This is a genomic window from Nocardioides imazamoxiresistens (assembly GCF_032378595.1).
Taxonomy (GTDB): Bacteria; Actinomycetota; Actinomycetes; order Propionibacteriales; family Nocardioidaceae; genus Nocardioides; species Nocardioides imazamoxiresistens.
Genome location: NZ_JAVYII010000002.1, coordinates 122931 through 146452, shown reverse-complemented (window position 1 = coordinate 146452; position 23522 = coordinate 122931). Strand labels below are relative to the sequence as shown.

The following is a 23522-nucleotide window of genomic DNA, read 5'->3' as shown; positions in this document are numbered from 1 at the left end:
GTGGGCGCGCACCCGCAGGACGAGGAGGCGCTGCTAGCGGCCGTCGCGCGCGGCTACGCGCAGCGCGATCGGGCGGACATGGCGCCGACGATCGCGTACTTCACCGAGCTGGCCGCTCGCTTCGGCGACCACCCCGTCGCCCTGCTCGAGCTCGCGGGCGCGCACGACACCGCCGGGAACGAGGAGACGGCCCGCGGGCTCTACGAGCAGGCGCTGGACGGCGGCCTCGAGGGCGACGCGCTGCGACGCTGCCTGTGCCAGTACGCGAGCACCCTGCGGTGGCTGGGGGAGCACGACGCGTCGCTGGAGGTGCTCGTGGAGGCGGCCCGGCTGTTCCCGGGCTCGGAGGCGGTCCGGGTCTTCCGCGCGCTGACGCTGCTCGACGCCGGACGCCCGGACGAGGCGGTCGCCGACCTGCTCGGGGTGGTGGTCGAGCACGCCGACGTCACCGACCTCGGCCGCTGGGCGCCCGGGCTGGGTGGCGTCGCCGCGTGGCTGCGCCAAGGGCGACCCGACGAGGATCAGACGCGGAACGCCGACGGGTAGGCGACCGTGCCCCGCGGCGTCGGACGACCGGGGTCGAGCGCCAGCGCGAGGAACGCGTCGTCGGGCACCTCGAACGGCGCGCGCACGCCGTGGCCCGACGCGGGGGTGAACCCGAACCGCGGGTAGTAGCGCGGGTGCCCGAGCACGACGACGAGGTTCTCGGCGTCCTCGTGCCGCGGGGCGTCCGCGAGGCGCCGTTGTGCAGCGGTGAGCGCGGCGCGGGTCGCAGCGGAGCCGGCGCCGGCGCCCTGGTGGGCGGGGAGCACCGCGCAGGGCGCGAGGGCCAGGGCCGGCTCGCCGCCGACCCGGCAGCGCGTCAGCAGGGCGTACCCCGCCACCTCGCCCTGCGGCGAGCACGCGAGGAGCGAGAGCCCCTCGACCCACGCGTCGGCGTCGAGGCGCAGGGCGTCGACCAGGTCGGCCTCCGCGGTGCTCGGGAAGGCCGCCGTGACCACTGCGCGCACCGCGGCGGCGTCGGCGGGGTCGCCGGGCCGCTCGGGGCGCGTGGCCCACGTGGTCGGGACGCTCACGAGGGTCGAAGGTACGCGACCGGCTGCCGCAGGACGGTGCGCAGCCGCTCGGGTGCGGTGCGTCGCGGGTCGCCGAGGTAGATCTCGTGGTGCCGGCCCGTGGGCTGCAGCCCCGCGGCGGGCAGCACCTCGTCGTGCAGCCGGGCGAGCACGGGACCCTCGTCGTCGTAGGGCCCGACGTGCAGGGTCTGCACGCACCGGCCCTCGTCGAGCCGATCGAGGCGCAACCGGTCGAGAGCCGTCGGGCGGGGCTTCGCCGCGACGGCGGCGACGGCGGTCTCGACGAGGGCGTCGGGCACGTGGTCGGGGACCAGGATCATCGCGGTCCAGCACCACGCGGACTTGTCGCGCGCGGTGGTGAACATCGCCAGGTCCGGCGCCCACCACAGGGCCTCCAGCGGCGGCACCACGTGGTCGTGGCCGGCCGCGCGGCTGACGAACTTCACGGCGTACGCGACGGGGTAGAGCGCCGCGAGGGCCTCGGCGTATGCGGGAGCGGTGTTCGGGTCCCCGGCACCGTCGACCATCAGGTAGCGCTGGGCGGGGACGACCAGGTCGCGGAACTCCCCGCGCCGGGCGCGGTAGTGGTCCAGGTCCCGGCGCACGTCGAGCCGCTCGGGCGCGCTCACGACAGCACCACCGCGGCGGCGATGCCGGCGGCGACGATGAGGCAGCGCAGCAGGGTCGGCGGGAGGCGACGACCGATCCGCGACCCGACGTAGCCGCCCACGATCGACCCGAGGGCGAGGAGGCCGACCACCGTCCACGCCAGGTCGGCGACCACGAGGAAGATCAGGCTGGCCACGACGTTGGCGGCGGCCACCGCGAGGGTCTTGAGCGCGTTGACCACCCGCAGGTCCAGGTCGAGGCCGAAGCCGAGTACCGCCACCATCATCACTCCGGAGCCGGCCCCGAAGTAGCCGCCGTAGACGCCGACCACCACCGACATCAGCGTCGTAGCCGGTCCGGCGTCGGTGCGCGGCTCCGCCTCGGCCCCACGCCGCCGCAACCACCTCGACAGCTGCGGCTGGACGCCCACGAGCAGGCACGTGAACAGGATCAGCCAGGGCACGACGCTCTCGAACACGCTCGGGTCGAGCGCGAGCAGGAGGACGGCGCCGCCGATCGAGCCGAGGGCGCAGGTCACGATCACCACCCACGCCACCCGCGGCTGCTCGCGCAGCTCGGAGCGGTACCCCCAGGAGCCGCTGAGACCGGCGGGCGTGAGGCCGACGGTGTTGGTCGCGTTCGCGACCACCGGGGGCAGGCCGATCCCGACGAGGATGGGGAAGCTGAGCAGCGAGGCGACGCCGACGGTGGAGGTCAGGACGCCCGCGCCGAAACCGGCGGCGAGGACCACCAGCTGTTCGACGAGGGTCATCGGGCCCGGCTCCTCGGGTGCACGCGCCGCGGCCGTCGCGGACGCTCGTGAACCTACGCCGCCTGTCGGGCCGGGGGCACGCGGGGCTGCGATCAGTTTCGTCGGGTCGCAGGTCGACACCGCCATGGACGACGAGACGACGACGGTGACCTCGGCCGACGGCACACGCATCGCCTACCGGCGCACGGGCTCCGGACCGGCGGTGGTGCTGGTCGGCGGCGGCCTCGACGACGCCGCGGAGAACGCACCGCTCGCGGACGCGCTGGGGCACCGTTTCACGGTGTTCAACTACGCCCGCCGCGGGCGGGGTGCGAGCGACGACACCGCCCCGTACGCGGTGCGGCGCGAGGTCGAGGACTTGGCGGCGCTCGAGGCGGCCGCGGCGGGGGTGGTGACGGACCGCCTCGTGGTCTACGACGTGCCCTACTGCGTGAGGGAGCCGGACGCCGTGCGGCGTTCACGCGCCTCGGCGGGGCGAGCGACGAGGAGATCGAGGTGGCGTCGGGTGCACCGTTCTGGCCGGCCCTGGTCGCACTCGCGCCGACGCTCGCGCACGACGCGGCCGTGCTGGGGGAGAGCGGAGCCCCTCCGACCGGTCGCCTCGCCGGGATCTGGCAGGAGGTGCTGCTCCTGACGCGGTCGACCCCGGACCCGCACCTGCCGGCGCTGGGGGTCGACTTCTTCGACGCCGCCGCCCGAGCCGTCGCGGCTGCGCTGCCGCGCGCCACCCGGCGCGTGGTCGACGCGTCCGGCCACGCGCTCGACGCCGCAGCCGTCGCCCCGGTCGTGGCCGGCTTCCTGGGCGCGACGGCCTGACCGGCCTGACCGGCCTGACCCGCCACCCTCAGCGGGTGAACACCTGCATCTCGACGTCCTCCCAGGCGACGGCGCCGGGCAGCCCGGGGGCCGCGTCGCCCTGGAGGCGCAGCACCGAGGCCAGCGCGGCGTTGGCCAGGTCGAGCCACCGGTCGGGCGTGACGGGGAGGCCGCCCTCGAAGGCGTCCGGCGTGCCCTGGTCGCGCCACACGCCTGCCACCGCGTTGACCGAGAAGCACCTCGTCAGCTCTCCCGAGCGCCAGCGTCCGTAGGCGACCATGTCGTTCACCGACGCGGAGGTCAGCAGGCGCAGGTCGTCGAGCCCGTCGAGCCCCTCGACCACGTCGATCCCCCGGAGCCCCTGGTAGCGGCGGTGCAGGATCACCGGGTCGTAGAGGTGGGCGTCCCGCGTCGCGACCAGGATGCCGTCGGCGAAGACCCCGACGACCGGCGTGCCCCGCGGCGGGAACGCGGTCTCGAGCAGGGGCCGCGCCTGGGTGCGGCGGTACGCGGTGCGCGGGAACAGCCGCCGCACCACCCGCTCGGCGTCCTCCCCGGGCGTGGCGGAGGGTCGCGTCAGGTCGAGCCGGCCGTCGCGCGAGAGCACCAGCAGGGAGAGGTTCAGGCCCACGCCGTGACCTTAGTCCGCGCCGTGTCCGCGGCGGCGTGAGCGGTCCCACACGGGCGTCAAGGAACCGTCAGGGTCCGGCGGCGGGGCGTATGGAGGTCGTCAAGGACGCCGTCGGCGCCTGCGGGGCAGGACTAGGAATCGGTCCCGTGACCGATCTCGTGCTCCTGGGGCTGACGCTCGGCGTGTTCGCCGCGCTCACCGTTCTGACAGGGTTCCTCGCCGCGCGCGGGGACGACGACGCGACCTCCGGCGGTGGGCGGTGAGCGAGCCGTGGCCCGCACTCGGCCAGGTCGCCGTCCTGGTCGTCGTCCTCATCCTCACCGTCCCGCTGCTGGGACGCCACCTGGCGCGGGTCTACACCTCGCCGGAGCACACGCGCGTGGAGCGTGGCGTCTACCGGGTGCTGCGTGTCGACCCCGACGCCGACCAGCACTGGCGGACCTACGCGGTCTCCGTGCTCGGCTTCTCGCTGGTGGGCGTCCTGGCCCTGTACGCGCTGGGGCGCCTGCAGCAGCACCTGCCGTTGTCGCTGGGCAACGGGTCGCTGCCGGCCGACGGGGCGTGGAACGTCGCGGTGAGCTTCGTGACGAACACCAACTGGCAGTGGTACTCCGGCGAGGCGGCCCTGGGCCACCTGGTGCAGATGACCGGTCTCACCGTGCAGAACTTCGTGTCGGCGGCCGTCGGCATGGCCGTGGCCGCCGCGTTCGCGCGCGGGCTGGCCCGTGACCGGGGCCGTGGACGCGTCGGCAACTTCTGGACCGACCTCGTCCGCGGCGTCCTGCGCGTCCTGCTGCCGCTCGCCGTCGTCTCCGCGGTCCTGCTGGTGCTGGGCGGCCTCGTGCAGAACCTGCTGGCTCCGCGGGCGGTGGCGACGCTCAGCGGCGGGGTGCAGATGCTGACCGGCGGACCGGTGGCCAGCCAGGAGGCGATCAAGCAGCTCGGCACGAACGGCGGCGGCTTCTACAACGTCAACTCGGCGCACCCCTTCGAGAACCCGACGCCGCTGACGAACCTGCTCGCGATCTTCCTGATGCTCCTCGTGCCGTTCGCGATGGCGTGGGCCTTCGGGCACGTCGTGGGGGACCGCCGCCAGGGCGTCGCCGTCGTGTCCGTGATGACGCTGCTGCTCGTGATCGGCGTCGGACTGCTGACGTGGGCCGAGATGGCCGGGCCCGGGTCGGCGCCCGCACTGGCCGGGGGAGCGCTCGAGGGCAAGGAGGCCCGCTTCGGCACGGCCGGCTCGGCGTTGTTCGCCGCCGTCACCACCGGGACGTCGACCGGCGCGGTCAACGCGATGCACGACTCGCTCACCGCACCGGGCGGTGGGGTGGCGATGTTCCTCATGATGCTGGGCGAGATCGCCCCCGGCGGCGTGGGCTCCGGCCTCTACGGGATGTTGGTGCTCGCCGTCCTGACGGTCTTCCTGTCGGGCCTGATGGTCGGCCGGACGCCGGAGTACCTCGGCAAGAAGGTCGGCCAGCGCGAGATGGTCCTGGTCGCCGCCTACGTCCTCGCGACGCCACTGGTCCTGCTGACCGGCATCGCCGTGGCGATCACCGCCCCGGCGGGCCTGGCCGGCCTGCAGGAGTCCGGCCCGCACGGCCTGTCGGAGGCGTTGTACGCCGTCACCTCGGCGTCCAACAACAACGGCTCCGGGTTCGGCGGCCTGACGTCCGGGACGCCGTTCTGGAACACCCTCCTGGGCCTGTGCATGCTGCTCGGGCGCTTCGTGCCGATGGTGGTCGTGCTGGCGCTGGCCGGCCGCTTCGCCTCCCAGCAGCCGCTGCCGCCGAGCACCGGGACGCTCACCACGCACCGCCCGTTGTTCGTCACCCTCCTCGCCGGTGTGGCGGTGGTCGTCGTCGGACTGACGTACGTCCCCGTCCTCACCCTCGGCCCGATCGTGGAGTCCCTGTCGTGAACCCTGCCCCGAACCCTGTCGTGAACCCTGCCGTGAACCGTGCCGTGAACGCGGCCGTCGACCGGACCCCGAGCAGCATCCTCGGCCCCGCCCAGCTCGGCGCGGCCCTGCCCGGCGCCCTGCGCAAGCTCGACCCGCGCGCACTCCTGGCCACCCCCGTGATGCTCGTCGTCGAGCTCGGCGCCGCGGCGACCACGGTCCTCACGGCGCTCGACCCGAGCGTCCTGGGCGTCGCGGTCACCGTCTGGCTGTGGCTCACCGTCCTCTTCGGGGCGCTGGCCGAGTCGGTCGCGGAGGGCCGTGGCAAGGCCCAGGCGGCCAGCCTGCGTGCCCTCCAGACCGAGACGACCGCCCGACGCGTCCGCGGGGGCGGGTCGCGGGGCGGCCGCGGCCTGCTCGACCTGGCGACGGACGAGGTCGCCAGCACGGACCTGCGGGCCGGTGACGTCGTGGTCGTCGCGGCCGGCGAGCGCATCCCGGGCGACGGAGACGTCGTGGAGGGTGTGGCGTCGGTCGACGAGTCGGCCGTGACGGGGGAGTCCGCCCCGGTCATCCGCGAGTCCGGCGGCGACCGCTGCGCCGTCACGGGCGGCACGACGGTGCTCTCCGACCGCATCGCGGTGCGGATCACCTCCGACCCGGGCCAGTCCTTCGTCGATCGGATGATCGCCCTGGTCGAGGGCTCCCAGCGCCAGCGCACGCCGAACGAGATCGCGCTGAACGTGCTGCTGGGCTCGCTCACCGTCGTCTTCGTCGCGGTCTGCACGTCGCTCTACTTCGTGGCCGACCACAGCGGTGCCCGGCAGTCGGTGCTCGTGCTCACCGCGCTGCTCGTGTGCCTGATCCCGACCACCATCGGGGCGCTGCTCTCCGCGATCGGCATCGCCGGCATGGACCGGTTGGTGCGACGCAACGTGCTGGCCATGTCGGGGCGCGCCGTCGAGGCGGCCGGGGACGTCGACGTCCTGCTGCTCGACAAGACCGGGACGATCACCCACGGCAACCGCCGCGCCCACGAGGTCCTGACGGTGCCGGGCGTACCCCGCGAACGGCTCGTCGAGGCCGCGCTGCTGTCGTCGCTGGCCGACGAGACCCCCGAGGGCCGCTCGATCGTCGAGCTGCTGGGCGCCGGGCGCGAGGTCCCGGCCGGGGCCACGCTGGTCGTGTTCTCGGCCACGACGCGGATGAGCGGCCTGGACGACGGCGACCGGCGGGTACGCAAGGGCGCGGCGTCCGCGGTGTGCGCCTGGGCCCGGGAGAGCGGGGGCTCGCAGCCGCAGGCGGTCCTCGACGCCGTCGAGACGGTCAGCGCCTCGGGCGGCACGCCCCTGGTCGTCGCCGAGCAGATCGGTGCGGGACCGGTGCGCCTGCTCGGCGTGGTGCACCTCAAGGACGTCGTCAAGGAGGGCATCCGCGAGCGGTTCGGCGAGATGCGCGCCATGGGCATCCGCACCGTGATGATCACCGGCGACAACGCCGTCACCGCCGCGGCGATCGCGCGGGAGGCCGGGGTCGACGACTTCCTCGCGGAGGCCACGCCCGAGGACAAGATGGCGCTGATCCGCCGGGAGCAGGCCGGCGGCCGCATGGTCGCGATGTGCGGCGACGGCACCAACGACGCCCCGGCCCTCGCCCAGGCCGACGTCGGCGTCGCCATGAACACGGGGACGACCGCGGCCAAGGAGGCCGGCAACATGGTCGACCTCGACTCCGACCCCACCAAGCTGATCGAGGTCGTGGAGATCGGCAAGCAGCTCCTCATCACCCGCGGTGCCCTGACGACGTTCTCGGTGGCCAACGACGTCGCGAAGTACTTCGCGATCCTTCCCGCGATGTTCGTGGTCGCGTTCCCGCAGCTCGACGGCCTCAACGTCATGCGGCTGTCCAGCCCCGGGTCCGCCATCGTCTCGGCGGTCGTGTTCAACGCCCTGGTGATCGTCGCGCTGATCCCGTTGGCCCTGCGCGGCGTGCGCTACCGACCTGCGGCCGCCGACGCGCTGCTGCGGCGCAACCTGCTGCTCTACGGCCTCGGCGGCTTCGTCGCCCCGTTCGTCGGGATCAAGCTGCTCGACCTGCTCGTCTCCCTCGTCCCCGGTCTCTGAGCCGGTCGTCCCAGAAGGAAGCCATCCGTCATGAAGGACCTCTACGACCTGTTCCGGACCAGCCTCGCCGGTCTCCGCGTCCTGCTCGCGGCGACGCTGCTGCTCGGGCTCGCGTACCCCCTGCTGATCACCGGCGTCGCCGCCGTCGCCACGCCCTGGAGCGCGGGCGGATCGCTCGTGCGCGAGGACGGCACCCGCACGAACGACCCGGACGAGGCGGTCGGTTCGGTGCTGCTCGGCCAGCTGGTCGAGGACGACGCGCTCTTCCAGCCGCGGCCGTCGGCGGCCGGGGACGGCTACGACCCGCTGTCCACCTACGGGTCGAACCTCGGGCCGGAGAGCCCCGAGCTGCTGGCCTCGATCGAGGCGGCCCGGCTCGAGGTCGCCGAGCGGGAGGGCGTCGACGTCGCCGCCGTCCCGCCGGACGCGGTCACGGCGTCGGGCTCCGGGCTCGACCCGCACATCTCGCCGGCCTACGCCGACCTGCAGGTGGCGCGCGTGGCCGCGGCCAACGACCTCGCCCAGGACGAGGTGCGGGCCCTGGTGGACGAGCACACCCAGGGACGGTCGCTCGGCGTCCTGGGCGAGCCGCGGGTCGACGTCCTGCTGCTCAACATCGCCGTGCGGGAGGCTGCCGGCGCATAGGTCGAGGTCGGTCCGGGGGAGCGGGCGCAGGGGAGAGGATGGGGGCATGGCAGAGCCGAAGCGCCGGGGCCGGTTGACGGTGTACCTCGGTGGCGCGCCCGGGGTGGGCAAGACGTACGCGATGCTCGGCGAGGCCCGCCGACGCTGCGCACGCGGCACGGACGTCGTGGTCGGTTACGTGGAGACGCACGGCCGACCCCACACCGAGCAGCAGCTCGAGGGGCTCGAGGTCGTGCCGCGCCGCGAGGTGGAGTACCGGGACACGGTCTTCACCGAGCTGGACACGGACGCCGTGATCGCCCGCCGGCCCGACGTGGTGTGCATCGACGAGCTCGCGCACACGAACGTGCCCGGCAGCCCGCGGAGCAAGCGCGCGGAGGACGTCGAGCTGATCCGCGCGGCGGGCATCGACGTCGTCACGACGGTCAACATCCAGCACTTGGAGTCGCTCAACGACGAGGTCGAGCGGATCACGGGCGTGCGCCAGCGCGAGACGGTCCCCGACGAGGTGGTGCGCACGGCCGACCAGATCGAGCTGGTGGACATGTCGCCGGAGGCGCTGCGCCGCCGGATGGCGCACGGCAACATCTACCGGGCCGACAACATCGACGCGTCGCTGACGTCGTACTTCCGGGTGGGCAACCTGACGGCGCTGCGCGAGCTGGCGCTGCTGTGGCTGGCCGACCGGGTGGACGACGCCCTCGGGGACTACCGGCGCGCGCACCGCATCGAGCACACGTGGCCGACCAAGGAGCGCATCGTCGTCGCCGTCACGGGTGGCGTGGAGAGCGAGACGCTGCTGCGCCGCGGGGCCCGTCTCGCCCAGCGCGCCGCCGGCTCCGAGCTGCTGGTGGTGCACGTGATCGCCGCGGACGGGCTGCGCGTCGACGCCCCCGCCCGGATCGCCCGTCTGCAGCAGCTGGCGGCCTCGCTCGGCGGCACGTTCCACTCGGTGTCGGGGGAGGAGGTCTCGGAGGCCGTCGTCGACTTCGCCACCGCCGCCAACGCCACGATGATCGTCGTGGGCGTGTCGCGTCACGGTCGGCTGCGCCAGCTGTTCACGGGCACGACGGGGGACCGGATCGCCTCGCTGGCCGGCGCGATCGACGTCCACCTCGTCACGCACGACGAGGTCTCGCGCAGCACGGCGTGGCGTCGACCCGCTCTCTCGCCACTGAGCCGCGCGCGGCAGGTCGCCGGGTGGCTGGCCGCGATGCTGCTCCCGGTCGCGAGCACGCTCGTCCTGCAGGCCCTCGACGAGACCCACCAGCTGCCGCTGGCCGAGATGCTCTTCCTGGCCGGCACGGTCGTCGTCGCCCTCGTCGGCGGCCTGCTGCCCGCGCTGGCCGCGGCGCTGCTCAGCTTCCTCGCCCTCAACCTGTTCTTCACCGCTCCGACCGGCCGCCTCGCCGTCGCCGAACCCGCCAACGTCGTCTCGCTGGTGGTCTACGTGACCGTGGCGGTCGGTGTGGCGACGGTGGTCGACCGGGCCTCGCGCCGCGCGGCGGACGCGCTCCGCGCGCGTACCGAGGCAGCCACCATGAGCGCCCTGTCGCGCTCCGTGCTCACCGGCCAGGACACGGCCGAGGCGATCGTGGCGCGGCTGCGCGAGACGTTCGGCCAGGTGTCCGTCTCGCTGCTGCGTCGCGACCCGACGGGGTGGTCGGTCGTGGCCGCGGCGGGCGGTCCCTGCGCGGCGACGCCCGACGCGGGGGACACCCGGGTCGCGGTCGACGAGCACCACACGCTCGCGCTGTGCGGCGAGCCGTTGCGGGCGACCGACCGGCGGGTGCTCGAGGCCTTCGCCACGCAGACCTCGCTGGTGCTCGAGTACCGACGCCTCCGGGCGCGCGAGGAGCGGGCGGCGACGCTCGAGTCGGCCGAGGCGACGGCGACCGCGCTGCTGCGGGCCGTCTCGCACGACCTGCGCACCCCGTTGGCCACCATCCGCGCCTCGGTCGACGGGCTCGCGCACGGCGCCGACCTCGACCCGGACGACCGCGCGGACCTGGACCGTTCGCTGGAGTCGGCCACCGCCCGGCTCGAGCGGCTGATCGACGACCTGCTGGACCTCTCGCGCGTGCAGGCCGGTCTCGTGCGCCCGCGCCTGGCCCCGCGGTCCCTGGAGGAGGTGCTGCCGCTGGCCGTCACGGGGATCGACGGCCCCGTGCGCCTCGAGCTCGACGAGGACGCGCCGATGGTCGTCACCGACGCCGGCCTGCTGGAACGGGTGGTCGCCAACCTGGTCGCCAACGCGGTACGCGTGTCGGCCGGCGCCCCGGTGCGGGTGCTCGTCCACGCGCTCGCCGACAGCGTCGACGTCCTCGTCGTCGACCGCGGGCCCGGCGTCCCGCCCGCCGAACGCGAACGCATGTTCGAACCGTTCCAGCGACTGGGGGACACCTCGCACGGCGGCCTGGGACTGGGTCTCGCCGTCGCCCGGGGGCTCAGCGAGGCCGTCGGCGCGACGCTCGGCGCCGAGGACACCCCGGGCGGCGGGCTGACGATGGTGCTGTCACTGCCGCGGGCCGACGTGGCTCGGCCCGAGCCGGCGGGCGCCGGGGGAGCAGCCGGGAGATCGTCGTCCAGCGACACGGGCGGGGCGCCGTGACCGAGCCGGGCGACGCCGCATCGCCGCGACTGGTGGACCGGTGGCCGAACTTCGCGCGGCAGCTCCACGTGGCCCTGCTGGCCGAGGACGCGGCGCTGCTCGCGGCCCAGGTCGAGACGCTGCGGGTGGTCGCCGCGTGCGGATGCGGCGACGACTTCTGCCAGAGCTTCTACACGGCGCCGAAGCCGGACGGGACGTACGGGCCGGGCCACGAGAACGTCGAGCTCGACCCGCCGTGGCCGGGGATGCTGGTCCTCGATCTCGTCGACGGCCGCATCGTCCACGTCGAGGTGCTCGACCGGGATCCTCTCGACTGACACCGGCGCAACTTGACATAATGTCCATTATCGGCGCTGCGTCTGCACGTGGTCAGGAGAGCGGCTCAGCGCGACGTCGCCGCGAACGCCTCGTCCTCGAGCACCGGGACGACGTCGCAGACGTCGAACGCAGCGGCGACGTCCACGTCGGCGCCGAAGCCCTTGGCGTACAGCTCGCGACCACCGACACAGTCACGCAGACGCTCCGTCAGCGTCGTGCGGGCGACGTCGAACAGCTCGGCCGCCGCCCGAGCCTCCGGGCTCAGCCCCGATCCGTGGCCGGTCGCCGCCAGCGCGGAGACGACAGCGCCGGCGCCCAGGTGGTCCTCGAGCGCCGGCCGCAGCGAGTCGTCCTCCGTCCAACGCTCCCCGGCGGCGACGACCACCACGCTGTGCCCGGCGTCGAGCTCCGGGACGAGCCAGCGCGCCACCGCACGCGCGTTGCGCAGGCATCCGACGACGACCCGCGAGCCCGCCCCGGCGAGCGCCGCCGCGATCGTCGACCCGTTCGGAGACGGCAGGACCAGTCGCGGCGCGGGTGCGCAGCGCAGGAGCCCGGCCGGCGACAGCGACGGAGCCGGGGTCGCTCCGGATCTCGCGGCCTCCAGGCGCCCGACGGCCAGGACGGCGTCGCGCGACGCGGCGTACTCCCCTGCCCGCTCGTCGCGCCAGCGGTACGGGTAGACGCGCATGCCCCGCTCGACGGCCACGGTCACCGAGGTCGAGAAGCTCAGGACGTCGACCACCACCGCGATGTCGGCCCGAGCGACGACGGCGCCCGTCGGCCCCCAGTCGAGACGCACCTGGTGCCCACCCTGGCCGAAGAGATCAGTCACGCGGCCGCAACCTACCGGCCGCCGAGGACTCGGGATCCAGCGTGAACGTCCCCACCGGCAGGCGCAGGTAGGTGCGCCCGTGCGGGTCGGTCCACAGGTACGTGCCGGCGCAGAGCCGTCTGACCCGCCATCCCGCGAGGGTCTTCAGCCGGTGGTGGTGTCGACACAGCGGCGCGAGGTTGTCGCTCGCGGTGGCCCCGCCGCTGCCGTCGTCGCGCCAGGGGTCGAGGTGGTCGAGGTCGCAGGCCTCGGCCGCGGTGTCGCACCACGGGAAGATGCAGGTCGTGTGCAGCGCCAGGACCTGCTGACGCAGTCGGTCGGGGATCTCGTACCGGTCGCTAGAGCACGTCGACGCCGCATCCATCACGGGCCGCACCGTCACGTGCGTGTCGCGGCGCGCGAGCCAGTCGCGTACCTGCTCGACGAGCACCGGGAGCCCCGACCCGCCCGCTGCCCCACCGAGCCGGGCGACGGGATCGAGCCCGAGGAACCCCGCCTCGGACAGGTACAGATGCACGACGGCGCGCTTGCCGGGGCGGGCGCTCGACCGCGCGTCGGCCTCACCGGATCGCGCCGCAGCCAGGAGCGCTTCCGCGGCTGCGGGGTCGGCGAGCACACCGACGGCCAGCGACCGGCGTACGCCCTTGCGCTCGGCGGTCGCGCACCCCGCCAGCCCGACGAGGTCCGCGAGCCGCGGGTCCGCCAGCGCGTCGGCGACCTCGTCGAGGGTCGCGTCGAGCGCGGCCAGGTCGACGTAGTCGCCGCGCAGGCTCATCTCGACCAGCCCGGTGTGGTTGAGCGTCTCGACGTGCAGCGTGGCGTGGCGCCGGTCGAGCTCCGCCAGCTGCTCGAGCTCGCGGTCCTCCGCGTGCAGCCGCAGCATGGCCTCGTCCACCATGCGTGCCAACGTGCGGGCGCCGACGGTGCCGGCGCTCTCGTGCACGTGCTCGTCGACGTACGCCGCGACGTCGCCCGGCTGCCCCGCCACCGCGTCCGCGACCCGTCGCGCACGCCAGGCCGGCACGCGCCCGGCGCGGGTGGCGGCCCAGGTGCGCGGGAGCCGGTGCGCGAGCTGCAGCACGTCGCGGATCAGCCGCGCCCCGGCCGCCGTGGTGGTGCCGCTCGCCGCGGCGAACGCGGCCGGCGCGTCCCAGGCGACCTGCGGCAGGTCGAACCACCCGCCAGCCACCACGTCGTCCTCGTCGAGACGACCGACGGGCTCCACGTAGGCCGACGTCCCCGTCAGCGGGTGCGCCGCGCCCGGGTGAGCCGCTCCGGGCGCGGCCGGGTGCGCGTACGCCCACTCCAGCGCCAGCTCGAGGATCCGCACCTCGGCGGCGTCGGCGGCCGTCCGGGCGGCCCGCACCTCCCCCAGGACGTCGGCGGGCAGGGGCGCCCGGTCGACGAGGTCGAGGGCGGCGGTCATGGGCCGATCCTACTCGCTCAGATGTTCGAAGAACAACCGTTTTCCCAGGTCAGATGAGGTTTAGATCCTAGATCGTCGGAGGCGCGGCCACCCCGCCACCCGTCCACAGCGCCCCGGCCCCCTCACCCCCCGACGTACTCGGCGAGGTGCTCCCCCGTCAGCGTCGAGCGCTGCGCGACGAGGTCGGCGGGCGTGCCCTCGAACACGATGCTGCCGCCGTCGTGGCCGGCGCCCGGGCCGACGTCGATGATCCAGTCGGCGTGGGCCATCACGGCCTGGTGGTGCTCGATCACGATCACGGACTTGCCGGCGTCGACCAGCTGGTCGAGCAGGCGCAGGAGGTTGTCGACGTCGGCCAGGTGCAGGCCGGTGGTCGGCTCGTCGAGGATGTAGACGCCGCCCTTGTCCCCCATGTGCATCGCCAGCTTGATCCGCTGGCGCTCGCCGCCGGAGAGCGTGTTGAGCGGCTGGCCGAGCTTGAGGTACCCGAGACCGACGTCCTCGAGGCGCTGCAGGACGGTCGCGGCGGCCGGCGTACGCGCCTCCCCCTCCGCGAAGAACGCCCGGGCCTCGGCCACCGGCAGGTCGAGGACCTCGGCGATGTTGAGCCCCCCGAAGCGCAGCTCGAGCACCGACGCCTGGTAGCGACGTCCGCCGCACTCGTCGCACGGCGTCGAGACGGTGTCCATGAACCCCAGCTCGGTGAAGATCAGCCCGGCGCCGTTGCACGAGGGGCAGGCGCCCTCGGAGTTGGCGCTGAACAGCGCGGGCTTGACGCCGTTGGCCTTCGCGAACGCCTTGCGGATCGGCTCCAGGAGGCCGGTGTACGTCGCGGGGTTGCTGCGTCGCGAGCCCTTGATGGCGCCCTGGTCGACGACGACCACGTCGTCGCGGTCGGCCAACGACCCGTGGATGAGCGAGCTCTTGCCCGACCCCGCCACGCCGGTGACGACGCACAGCACCCCGAGGGGGACGTCGACGTCCACGTCACGGAGGTTGTGCCGCGCGGCGCCGCGGATCTCCAGCGCGCCGGACGCGGTGCGTACCTCGTCCTTCAGCGCGGCGCGGTAGGACAGGTGGCGGCCCGTCAGCGTGTCGGCGGAGCGCAGCTCCTCGACGGTGCCCTCGAAGCAGATCGATCCGCCGCCGGACCCCGCGCCCGGCCCCAGGTCGACCACGCGGTCGGCGATCGCGATGGTCTCCGGCTTGTGCTCGACCACCAGCACCGTGTTGCCCTTGTCGCGCAGCTCGAGCAGCAGGTTGTTCATGCGGGCGATGTCGTGCGGGTGCAGGCCGATGGTCGGCTCGTCGAAGACGTAGGTGACGTCGGTCAGCGCGGAGCCGAGGTGTCGGATCATCTTGGTCCGCTGGGCCTCTCCCCCGGACAGCGTCCCCGACGGCCGGTCCAGCGACAGGTAGCCGAGACCGATCTCGACGAACGCGTCGAAGAGGTGCAGCAGCCCCTTGCGCAGCGGCGCCACGGACGGCTCGTCCAGCTCGCGCACCCAGTCGGCCAGGTCGGTGATCTGCATCGCGCACAGGTCGGCGATGTTCCTGCCGCGGATCCGCGAGGAGCGGGCCGACTCGTTGAGCCGCGTGCCCTCGCAGACCGGGCAGGGGCCGAAGACGGCCGCCCGGGTCACGAACGCCTTCAGGTGCGGCTGCAGCGAGTCGGGGTCCTTGCTGAACATGGACTTGCGGATCTTCGGGATGAGGCCCTCGAAGGTCACGTTGATGTTCTCGACCTTCACCTTGCGCGGCTCCGCGTGCAGGAGCTCCTGGCGCTGCTCGTCGGTGAGGTCGCGCACCGGCACGTCGCCGGGGACCACGGCCTTGTACGGCGCCACCATCCACCCGTCGGCGGTGTAGCCGGGCACCAGGATCGCGCCGTCGACCAGCGACTTCGACTCGTCGACGATCTGGGTGAGGTCGAGGTCGGACACGGTGCCCCGTCCCTCGCACTCGGCGCACATGCCACCGAGGTAGACCACGTCCCGCACCACGTTCTTCTCGACCTTGCCGCCGGAGCGCTCCGTCGACATCACCCCGCTGGCCCTGCGGGTGGGGATGTTGAAGGAGTACGCCGTGGGCGGGCCGATGGACGGCTCGGCAATCCGGCTGAAGAGGCTGCGCAGCATCGCGTTGGCGTCCGTCACCGTCCCGACCGTTGAGCGGGCGTTGGCCCCGAGCCGCTCCTGGTCCACGACGATCGCCGTCGTGAGCCCCTCGAGCTCGTCGACCTCGGGCCGTGCCAGCGAGGGCATGAAGCCCTGCACGAACGCGCTGTAGGTCTCGTTGATCATCCGCTGCGACTCGGCCGCGATGGTGCCGAAGACCAGGGAGCTCTTGCCCGAGCCGGACACGCCGGTGAACACCGTGAGCCGCCGCTTCCGCAGGTCGACGCTGACGTCCTTGAGGTTGTTCTCGCGGGCGCCGTGCACCCGGATCAGGTCGTGGCCGTCGGCGGCGTGCCCTGCAGTCATCTGCGCTCCTCGCGTGCGTGCGGCGCGCGCCCGTGCGCGCGTCCCGGACGCTCCGACCGGCGGGCCGGTCGGAACTCATCGGCCCGGATCGTCCCACGGTCGGGAGGCGCGGGCGTACGCTCTGCGGCATGACCAGGCTCCTGAGCGCGCGCGTGCTCACGGTCCTGGCCGCGCTGCTCACCGCGTGGGTCGCGGTCGGCCCCGCGGGCGCCGAGCCGGCCGCGCTGGCAGCGGCGGTCCTGCTGCTCGCCCTCGCCGCGCTCGTGCCGGCTCCGCAGCTGTCGGGCTCGCTCCGCCGCTGCGACCCCGCCGCGCGGTCGTCGCGTGGGCGGACCGCCCGACGACGTGGCCGGGTCACGGACGTCCCGGGCCACCCGCGCCGACCCCGCGCTCCCGGGCTCGCCTGAGCCTCCGCCCTGCCTCGGCAGGGTCGAGGCTCGCCGTCGCGTCCCTCGACCCCGTGAGCCCCAGGAGCACCCGTGTCCGTCCTCGACCCCGTCACCCATGCCCTCGCGGCGGCCCTCGCCACCGCGCACCACACCCTCGAACCCCTCCTCGACCCGCTGCCGTCGGGCGTCCTGTGGGTCGCCGCGATCACCACCCTCGTGGTCGGCGTACGCCTCCTGGTCCTGCCGCTGGCGGTGCACGGCGTCCGCCAGGCGCACGCCTCCGCCCGCGCCCGGCCCGCGCTGCAGGACCTCGCCCGGCGCCACCGCGGCGCCCGCAGCCCCGAAGCCGTCGCCGCCTACCGCGCCGCGCGCGCCGAGGTGGCGCGCGAGAACGGCGTCTCGCGGCTGGGCTGCCTGCCGCTGCTGGTCCAGGTGCCGGTCTGGATCGGCCTGTACCACCTGCTCTCCGACGTGGCCGGCGGCCAGCAGGTCGGCGCGATGGGGAGCGACCTGGTCGCCTCGGTCGCCTCCGCGACGCTCCTCGGCGTGCCGCTGGTGGCGCGCGGGTACGTCGGCGGCGCCACCCACGTGGCCGTGGTCGCCGCACTCGCCGGCACCGTCGCCGTGCTGTCGTTCGTGACCCAGCGCTTCCTCGTCGCGCCGAACCAGGTGCTCGACGGCGTGCCCGAGGCGGTGGCGCGGGCGCAGGCGCTGATGCCGGCGCTGACGGCCCTCGGCATGCTCGTCGCCGCGAGCGTCGTGCCGGTGGCGCTGCTCGTCTACTGGCTGGTCAACGCGACGTGGACCGCCGGGCAGGCCGCGGTCGTCGTGCGCCGCTTCCCGACGCCCGGCTCCCCCGCCGCGCTCGCCCGCGCGTCCCGGACCGGCTGACCGTCAGGACGGGAGGACCGCAGGCCGGCAGCGGTGCTCAGCGGCCGGCGCCGCGGCCCTTGGCCCGCAGCACGAGGCCGTTCGCGGTACGCAGCTGCCAGGACTGCTCGACGGGACCGGCGAGGCCCACGACGCCCTCGGCCACCACGTTGACCTCGGGGTCGGCGGCCAGCAGCCTGCGCACGCGGCCGCGCTCGTCCTGGCTCAACCGGCCGGTCGGCATCCGCCACTGCGAGGTGGCGACGTGCTCCTCGCCCACGTGGTCGGGAGCGCCGGCCTCGTCGAGCACCACCGTCTGCACCTGCTCGCTGGCGACGTCGACGACGAGGTGGTCGCCCTCCTCCCGCACGGCCGTGACGTGGGCCCGGTCGTGGTGGGTGACGAAACGGCGACCGAGGTCGGGCAGGTGCCGCAGCTCGCCGAGACGACGCCGCAGGACCGTGAGCGCCGCGGCGGCCGCCGCGGCGGCGCAGGCCAGGCCCAGCAGCGCGAGGAACGCCGCCGCCTGCACCGCCCGGTCCGGCCCGAGGACACCGACCGCGAGGGCAGCCGCGAGCAGCACCGCGACCGCGGCCCCCGCGGCGGCCGCCCCCGCCCTCGTGCGGGTGGCGGTACGCCCGGTACGCCCGGCGCGCGCGGTGCGGCGGGTCAGCAGGGACGTGAGGGTGGGCTGAGCGGTCATGGTGCACCTCCGGGGAACGGTCCGACGCCACCCAGCGTGGCCCGTCAACCCGTGCGGAGGCTCCACGGCGGCTGTGGGTCCGCTGTGAGCGCGGCAACCGGCCGGGCGGCAGACTCGACGGGCAGGTCCGACATCCCCCATCCCCCGGAGGCCACCATGAACGACGCCCGCTCCCCCCGCGACGACGAGACGCGCGACGAGAAGTCCGAGGAGTCCGGCGGCGACGCCGCCTCGCGCACCGCGGGGCACGACCACGACTCGGCCGAGACCCGCGGCGACAGCGAGCACCCGCACCGCGAGGACCGCTGAGCGCTCAGCCCATCGTCCTCGCGCCGTCGATGCTCTCGCGGATGATGTCGGCGTGACCGGCGTGCTGCGCGGTCTCGGCGACCACGTGCAGGAACGTGCGGCGCACCGACCGGGTGGACCCGGGCGCGAACCACGGGGCCGCGGGCAGCGGCCAGCGGCGGTCGAGGTCCTCGGACGCGACGAGCGCGTCCGTGGCGGCCGCGACGCGCGCGTACTCCTCGAGGACGCCCGCGAGGGTCTCGTCGGGGCCGAGGACGAACTGGGCCTGGTACGCCAGCACCTCGGCCGGCGGGTCGGACCAGTCCACCGACCCCCAGTCCATCTCGAGGCCCGCGTCGGGACCCTGGGTGACGAAGCGCGCCCACTCGTCCTCCGTGGCGGCGACGTGCTTCACCAGCCCGCCGAGGCTGAGGCTGCTGACGGTCGGCGTCATTCTCGCCTGGTCGTCGGTGAGCCCCTCGACGGTGCGCAGGAACAGTGCCCGGTGCTGGCGCAGGCTCTCGAGCAGGTCGGCGCGCTCCCCGGTGAGGTCGTAGCCGGACAGGTCGGTGGCGGTGGCAGATGAGGTCTGATCGGTCATGGGATCCACGCTAGGAGGACTTCCGGTCAGGTACCGTCCGCTGATCGTCGCGAGATCGGCATCACGGGAACCAACGGAACCTCTCGCACGTTGACCTCGCTGGAGCCCGGCTCCGACCGGGGAACTCGAAGAAGGAACAGGACGTGACTGGGCCCGCCTGCGACCCACTTAGACCATCGCTCCGGCCGTGCGCCGGAGCCCCCCTCCCCACCACCGGCTCCTGGGTGGTGACGCCGTGCTGACGACCTTGTTGTCGCTGCTCCTCGGCGTGCTGGTGGTCCTGCTGATCACCGCGGCCACGGGATACTTCGTGGCCCAGGAGTTCGCCTACATGGCGGTCGACCGGTCCCGCCTCCGCGCAGGGGCCGAAGCGGGTGACGCTGCCTCGAAGCGCACCCTCCGCGTCACCGAGCGCACCTCGTTCATGCTCTCGGGCGCCCAGCTCGGCATCACCGTCACCGGCCTCCTGGTCGGTTACGTGGCCGAACCCCTCATCGGCAGCGCCTTCGGCGACATCCTCGGCACGGTCGGCGTCTCGACCACCGTCGGCGTCACCATCGGCACGCTGCTGGCCCTGCTGTTCGCCACCTTCGTGCAGATGCTCTTCGGCGAGCTGTTCCCGAAGAACCTGGCGATCGCCCGCCCCGAGCCCGTCGCCCGCTGGCTGTCGCGCTCGACCCTGGGCTACCTGGCGATCACCGGCTGGCTGATCTGGTTCTTCGACCAGTCGTCGAACACCCTGCTGAAGTGGCTGAAGATCGAGCCCGTCCACGACGTCGAGAGCTCCGCCACCGCGCGCGACCTCGAGCATATCGTGGCCGAGTCGCGCGCCTCGGGCGAGCTCACGGACGAGCTCTCCGTGCTCCTCGACCGGGTGCTGGACTTCCCGCAGCACGACGTGGAGCACGCCATGGTCCCGCGCAGCCGCGTCGACACCGTCGACTCCGACACGACGCTGGGCGAGGTGCGCCGACTCATGCAGTCGGGCCACTCCCGCTACCCCGTGCTGGGCGACGACGACGACATCCTCGGCATCGTCCACCTGGTCGACCTGCTCGACCTGGAGGCCAACGGCGCCAACCGCTGGGAGGAGCCCGTCACCGCGGCCATCCGCCCGGCGATCGTGCTGCCCGAGCTGATGCCGATGCCCGACGCCCTGCGCGCGATCGCTGAGCGCAAGGAGCAGATGGCCTGCGTCGTCGACGAGTACGGCGGCCTGACCGGCATCGTCACCGTCGAGGACCTCGTCGAGGAGATCGTCGGCGAGATCCGCGACGAGCACGACGAGCCGGCCGAGCCCGAGTTCCGCGTCGACACCGAGCGGGGCGGCTGGGAGTTCCGCGGCGACGTGCCCGTCGACGAGGTCGAGCGGGTCGTCGAGCGCGACCTGCCGTCCGGCGACTTCGAGACCCTCGCCGGGCTCGTGATCGCCGAGCACGGTGCGTTCCCGGAGGTCGGCGACCAGCTCACCGTCGCCCTGCCGGTGGACCTGGCCGACCTGGCCAAGGCCGACGAGCCGGAGCCCTGGCACCTGGACGTCGAGGTCCTGGAGGTCGGGTCCTACGTGCCGAGCGTCCTGCACGTCGCGCTCCGTGCGCCCGCCACCCACGAGGAGGACGAGGCCGAGCAGGCCGAGGACTCCGCGACCGCCGCGAAGGAGGCGTGATGGAGAACCCCGTGGTCGTCATCGTCGCGACCGTCGTCATCATCGCCGCCAGCGCGTTCTTCGTCGCGATCGAGTTCGCGCTCATCGCCGCGAAGAAGCACCGTCTCGAGGACGCCGCGGCCCGCAGCCGCTCCGGCCGCGCCGCCCTGCGCAGCGCCTCGGAGCTGTCCGTGCTGCTGGCCGGGTCCCAGCTGGGCATCACGCTGTGCGTGCTGGCCCTCGGCGCCATCACCAAGCCGGCGGTCCACCACTGGCTGACCCCGCTGTTCGAGTCGTGGGGCATCGCCCTGTGGCTGGCGGACGTCGTCGGGTTCGTGCTGGCCCTCGTGGTCGTCACGTTCCTCCACCTCGTGGTGGGCGAGATGGCCCCGAAGTCGTGGGCCATCGCGCACCCCGAGCGGTCCGCCACCCTGCTGGCCCTGCCGATGCGCGGGTTCATGTGGGTGACGCGCCCGGCGCTGCACCTGCTGAACAACGCGGCGAACTGGTGCCTGCGCCGCGTCGGCGTGACCCCGGTCGACGAGCTGGCCTCCGGCCAGGACCCCCAGTCGCTGCGCCAGCTGGTGCAGCACTCGGTCAACGTCGGGGCGCTCGACGCGGCCTACTCGGCGCAGATCGAGGGGGCGCTGGACCTCGGCACCGTCCAGGTGCGCGACCTGGTCCGGCCGCAACGACCGGTCGCCGTGCCGCTCGACGCCACGGTCGCCGACGTGCAGGAGGTCAGCCGCCGCACGAGCCACCTGCGCATCCTGATCGGCGCCCCCGAGGCGCCGACGGGCCTGGTGCACGTGCGCGACACCCTCACCGTCGACCGCGCCACCCGCGTGGGCGACGTCGAGGGCATGGTGCGCGACGTGCACGAGCTGGCGCCGGACACCACGGTGCTGGCCGCGCTCGCCGAGATGCGTGCCGCGAGCGCGCAGCTCGCGGTCGTGCGCGACCGCGAGGGCCTCGTGGGGGTCGTGTCGTTCGCCGACATGCTCCGCGGGCTCTTCCCGGAGCAGGCCGCCGCCTGAGCCGGGTGCGGGACGCCCGGGGCCGCAGGCCTCAGGCGTCCCGCACGCCGGACCGGTCCGTGACCGGCGGCTGCGTCGACCACGGGAAGTTGATCCACAGGTCCGTGCGCTTCCACACGAAGTCGGCGCGGATGGCCGTGCGCGGCTTCTCGTAGATCACGGCGGTCCGCGCCTGCGCCACGTGGTCGCGGCAGAAGTCCGTGACCATCTCGAGGGTCTTCCCCGAGTCGGCGACGTCGTCGACGATGAGCACGCGCGCGTCGTCCAGCTCCGAGGCGTTCAGGTACGGCGGCAGCATGGTCGGCACCTCGAGCGTCGTGCCCACGCCCGTGTAGAACTCCACGTTCATCGTGAACAGGTTCTTGCAGTCCAGGGCGTAGGCGATCGAGCCCGCCGGGATCAGTCCCCCGCGCGCGATGCCCAGCACCACGTCGGGCACGAAGTCGGCGTCGGCGACCTGCTGCGCCAGCTCTCGGACCGCGGTGCCGTACGTCTGCCAGGTCAGGGTCTCGCGCTCGCTCACGCGCCGCATCGTACGTCGGTGCGCGGGCCCCCAGCACACGACCGGGCCGGCCCTGTGACGTAACCGGCATGTAAGACGATTGCGTCGGTGCGGTTACAGGGTTTTAGGTTCTCGTCCCGGCGGCGGACGCACCCATCCCGCGACCACCCCGCCCGCACGTGGAGATCCCGCCCCGTGCGTCGAACTCGAAAGGACCACGATGTCGAACGAGCTGCTCGAGGCTCCCAAGTCCCGCCGGGGCGTGATCACGGTCGTCCTCGCGGTCGTCGTCGTCGCCGCGCTGGTGGCCGCCTACTTCCTGTTCATCCGGGACAACGGCGGAGCCGTCGGCGCCGCCGAGGAGAACACCATCCGCATCGGCGTCGTGGACGACAGCGACCCCTACTGGGACGTCTTCGTCGACGCCGCCGAGGAGGAGGGCCTGTCGATCGAGATCGTCAACTACGACGAGTACTCGCTGCCCAACCCCGCGCTGGACGAGGGCGAGATCGACCTCAACCAGTTCCAGCACATCGTGTTCCTCGCGGAGTACGTCGCCAACACCGACTCGGACCTCGTCCCGATCGGCTCCACCGCGATCTACCCGCTGGGCCTCTACTCGACCCAGTACGACAGCGTCGAGGACATCCCGGACGGCGCCACCGTCGTCGTGCCGGACGACCCGAGCAACCGCGCCCGCGCGCTCCTCATCCTGCAGTCGGCCGGGCTCATCGAGCTCGAGGGCGGCGGCTCGATCTTCTCCGACCTGACCGAGGTCGACGAGGCCGCGTCGCGCGTCGAGGTCACCGAGGCCGCCGCCGACCTGACGGCCACGTCGCTCGACGACGTCGCCGCCGCGGTGATCAACAACGACTTCATCGAGGCCGCCGGTCTCACGCCGGACGACACGATCGCCGAGGACGACCCGTCCGACCCGAACGCCCTGCCCTACGTCAACATCTTCGCCGCTCGCGGTGAGGACAAGGACAACGAGGACTACCTCAAGCTGGTCGAGATCTACCAGGACACCCAGGAGGTCCTCGACGGCGTGCAGGAGGCGGCGGGCGGGACCGCCGAGTTCGTCAAGATCCCGGCGGCCGACCTGGAGACCTCGCTCGCCGACACGGTCGAGGACACCAAGGCCAACCAGGGCTGACGCCCCCGTCGAGACCGCGCAGGGTGGGACCGCCTCCGGGCGGCCCCACCCTCGCGTGGTCTCGACGCCCCCGAGGAACGTCC

Annotated in this window: 23 protein-coding genes; 13 read left to right on the top strand and 10 right to left on the bottom strand. The window is 73.8% G+C overall.

The genetic code is table 11. The features are described 5' to 3' along the window. Positions 1 to 546, top strand: coding sequence for a tetratricopeptide repeat protein (locus tag RDV89_RS04755; protein ID WP_315731794.1), 546 nt, complete (start codon positions 1 to 3; stop codon positions 544 to 546). Here the strand turns inward: RDV89_RS04755 and RDV89_RS04750 are convergent. Genes RDV89_RS04750 through RDV89_RS04740 form a run of 3 tightly spaced genes read right to left on the bottom strand, consistent with a single transcriptional unit; the run spans position 522 to position 2457 of the window. Continuing rightward, positions 522 to 1076 (bottom strand): GNAT family N-acetyltransferase, encoded by a 555-nt coding sequence (locus RDV89_RS04750; RefSeq protein WP_315731793.1) that lies wholly within the window; start codon positions 1074 to 1076, stop codon positions 522 to 524. The two genes, RDV89_RS04755 and RDV89_RS04750, sit on opposite strands and share 25 nt — an antisense overlap. Then, entirely contained in the window at positions 1073 to 1705 is a 633-nt protein-coding gene (locus tag RDV89_RS04745) for a GyrI-like domain-containing protein (protein WP_315731792.1), read from the bottom strand. The genes RDV89_RS04750 and RDV89_RS04745 overlap by 4 nt, the downstream gene beginning before the upstream one ends. Beyond that, a complete protein-coding gene (locus RDV89_RS04740) occupies positions 1702 to 2457 on the bottom strand; it encodes a sulfite exporter TauE/SafE family protein (protein ID WP_315731791.1) in 756 nt (251 codons plus the stop codon). Before RDV89_RS04740 ends, RDV89_RS04745 begins: the two co-directional genes overlap by 4 nt. 495 nt (positions 2458 to 2952) lie before the next feature. Between RDV89_RS04740 and RDV89_RS04735 the strand changes: the two genes are divergently transcribed. Beyond that, positions 2953 to 3273 (top strand): hypothetical protein, encoded by a 321-nt coding sequence (locus tag RDV89_RS04735; RefSeq protein ID WP_315731790.1) that lies wholly within the window; start codon positions 2953 to 2955, stop codon positions 3271 to 3273. Positions 3274 to 3301: 28 nt separating this feature from the next. On the opposite strand, the gene RDV89_RS04730 is transcribed toward RDV89_RS04735, so the two are convergent. Then, a complete protein-coding gene (locus RDV89_RS04730) occupies positions 3302 to 3904 on the bottom strand; it encodes a DUF6928 family protein (protein WP_315731789.1) in 603 nt (200 codons plus the stop codon). 259 nt (positions 3905 to 4163) lie between these two features. On the opposite strand from RDV89_RS04730, the gene kdpA reads away from it, so the two are divergent. The 5 genes from kdpA to RDV89_RS04705 are packed head-to-tail and all read left to right on the top strand — an operon-like array spanning position 4164 to position 11503. Further along, positions 4164 to 5828, top strand: coding sequence for a potassium-transporting ATPase subunit KdpA (kdpA, locus tag RDV89_RS04725; RefSeq protein WP_315731788.1), 1665 nt, complete (start codon positions 4164 to 4166; stop codon positions 5826 to 5828). Positions 5829 to 5872: 44 nt separating this feature from the next. Then, positions 5873 to 7930, top strand: coding sequence for a potassium-transporting ATPase subunit KdpB (gene kdpB / locus RDV89_RS04720; RefSeq protein WP_315732218.1), 2058 nt, complete (start codon positions 5873 to 5875; stop codon positions 7928 to 7930). A gap of 30 nt (positions 7931 to 7960) precedes the next feature. Beyond that, positions 7961 to 8575, top strand: coding sequence for a K(+)-transporting ATPase subunit C (gene kdpC / locus RDV89_RS04715; RefSeq protein WP_315731787.1), 615 nt, complete (start codon positions 7961 to 7963; stop codon positions 8573 to 8575). A gap of 46 nt (positions 8576 to 8621) precedes the next feature. After that, positions 8622 to 11186 carry a sensor histidine kinase gene (locus RDV89_RS04710; RefSeq protein ID WP_315731786.1) on the top strand — a complete coding sequence of 855 codons (2565 nt, stop codon included), beginning with the start codon at positions 8622 to 8624 and terminating at the stop codon, positions 11184 to 11186. After that, a complete protein-coding gene (locus tag RDV89_RS04705; RefSeq protein ID WP_315731785.1) occupies positions 11183 to 11503 on the top strand; it encodes a hypothetical protein in 321 nt (106 codons plus the stop codon). The genes RDV89_RS04710 and RDV89_RS04705 overlap by 4 nt, the downstream gene beginning before the upstream one ends. 65 nt (positions 11504 to 11568) lie before the next feature. Here the strand turns inward: RDV89_RS04705 and RDV89_RS04700 are convergent, their stop codons facing one another. The 3 genes from RDV89_RS04700 to RDV89_RS04690 all read right to left on the bottom strand — a co-directional run bounded on the left by RDV89_RS04700 (position 11569) and on the right by RDV89_RS04690 (position 16248). Continuing rightward, positions 11569 to 12339 (bottom strand): 2-phosphosulfolactate phosphatase, encoded by a 771-nt coding sequence (locus tag RDV89_RS04700; protein ID WP_315731784.1) that lies wholly within the window; start codon positions 12337 to 12339, stop codon positions 11569 to 11571. Beyond that, on the bottom strand, positions 12332 to 13765 hold the full coding sequence (locus tag RDV89_RS04695; RefSeq protein ID WP_315731783.1) for an HNH endonuclease signature motif containing protein: 1434 nt from the start codon (positions 13763 to 13765) through the stop codon (positions 12332 to 12334). The genes RDV89_RS04700 and RDV89_RS04695 overlap by 8 nt, the downstream gene beginning before the upstream one ends. 122 nt (positions 13766 to 13887) lie before the next feature. After that, positions 13888 to 16248 carry an ATP-binding cassette domain-containing protein gene (locus RDV89_RS04690; RefSeq protein WP_315731782.1) on the bottom strand — a complete coding sequence of 787 codons (2361 nt, stop codon included), beginning with the start codon at positions 16246 to 16248 and terminating at the stop codon, positions 13888 to 13890. Positions 16249 to 16376: 128 nt separating this feature from the next. On the opposite strand from RDV89_RS04690, the gene RDV89_RS04685 reads away from it, so the two are divergent. Both RDV89_RS04685 and yidC read left to right on the top strand, forming a co-directional pair. Next, positions 16377 to 16655, top strand: coding sequence for a hypothetical protein (locus RDV89_RS04685; RefSeq protein WP_315731781.1), 279 nt, complete (start codon positions 16377 to 16379; stop codon positions 16653 to 16655). 72 nt (positions 16656 to 16727) lie between these two features. Further along, entirely contained in the window at positions 16728 to 17528 is an 801-nt protein-coding gene (gene yidC, locus RDV89_RS04680; RefSeq protein WP_315731780.1) for a membrane protein insertase YidC, read from the top strand. Positions 17529 to 17565: 37 nt separating this feature from the next. On the opposite strand, the gene RDV89_RS04675 is transcribed toward yidC, so the two are convergent. Beyond that, entirely contained in the window at positions 17566 to 18210 is a 645-nt protein-coding gene (locus tag RDV89_RS04675) for a hypothetical protein (RefSeq protein ID WP_315731779.1), read from the bottom strand. Between the two features lie 156 nt (positions 18211 to 18366). Between RDV89_RS04675 and RDV89_RS04670 the strand changes: the two genes are divergently transcribed. Next, positions 18367 to 18519, top strand: coding sequence for a hypothetical protein (locus RDV89_RS04670; RefSeq protein WP_315731777.1), 153 nt, complete (start codon positions 18367 to 18369; stop codon positions 18517 to 18519). 4 nt (positions 18520 to 18523) lie between these two features. Here the strand turns inward: RDV89_RS04670 and RDV89_RS04665 are convergent, their stop codons facing one another. Further along, the gene (locus RDV89_RS04665) at positions 18524 to 19099 is read right to left on the bottom strand and encodes a DinB family protein (RefSeq protein WP_315731775.1); all 576 of its coding nucleotides are present in this window, start codon (positions 19097 to 19099) and stop codon (positions 18524 to 18526) included. Positions 19100 to 19334: 235 nt separating this feature from the next. Here RDV89_RS04665 and RDV89_RS04660 point away from each other — a divergent pair, with 235 nt between their 5' ends. Beyond that, on the top strand, positions 19335 to 20765 hold the full coding sequence (locus tag RDV89_RS04660) for a hemolysin family protein (protein WP_315731773.1): 1431 nt from the start codon (positions 19335 to 19337) through the stop codon (positions 20763 to 20765). After that, complete coding sequence (locus RDV89_RS04655) at positions 20765 to 21781, top strand: hemolysin family protein (protein ID WP_315731771.1); 1017 nt, start codon at positions 20765 to 20767, stop codon at positions 21779 to 21781. The genes RDV89_RS04660 and RDV89_RS04655 overlap by 1 nt, the downstream gene beginning before the upstream one ends. A gap of 31 nt (positions 21782 to 21812) precedes the next feature. Here RDV89_RS04655 and RDV89_RS04650 read toward each other — a convergent pair whose 3' ends face one another. Further along, the gene (locus RDV89_RS04650; protein WP_438823255.1) at positions 21813 to 22313 is read right to left on the bottom strand and encodes a phosphoribosyltransferase; all 501 of its coding nucleotides are present in this window, start codon (positions 22311 to 22313) and stop codon (positions 21813 to 21815) included. A gap of 190 nt (positions 22314 to 22503) precedes the next feature. Here RDV89_RS04650 and RDV89_RS04645 point away from each other — a divergent pair, with 190 nt between their 5' ends. Next, complete coding sequence (locus RDV89_RS04645; protein ID WP_315731766.1) at positions 22504 to 23439, top strand: MetQ/NlpA family ABC transporter substrate-binding protein; 936 nt, start codon at positions 22504 to 22506, stop codon at positions 23437 to 23439. The last annotated feature ends 83 nt before the right edge of the window (positions 23440 to 23522 follow it).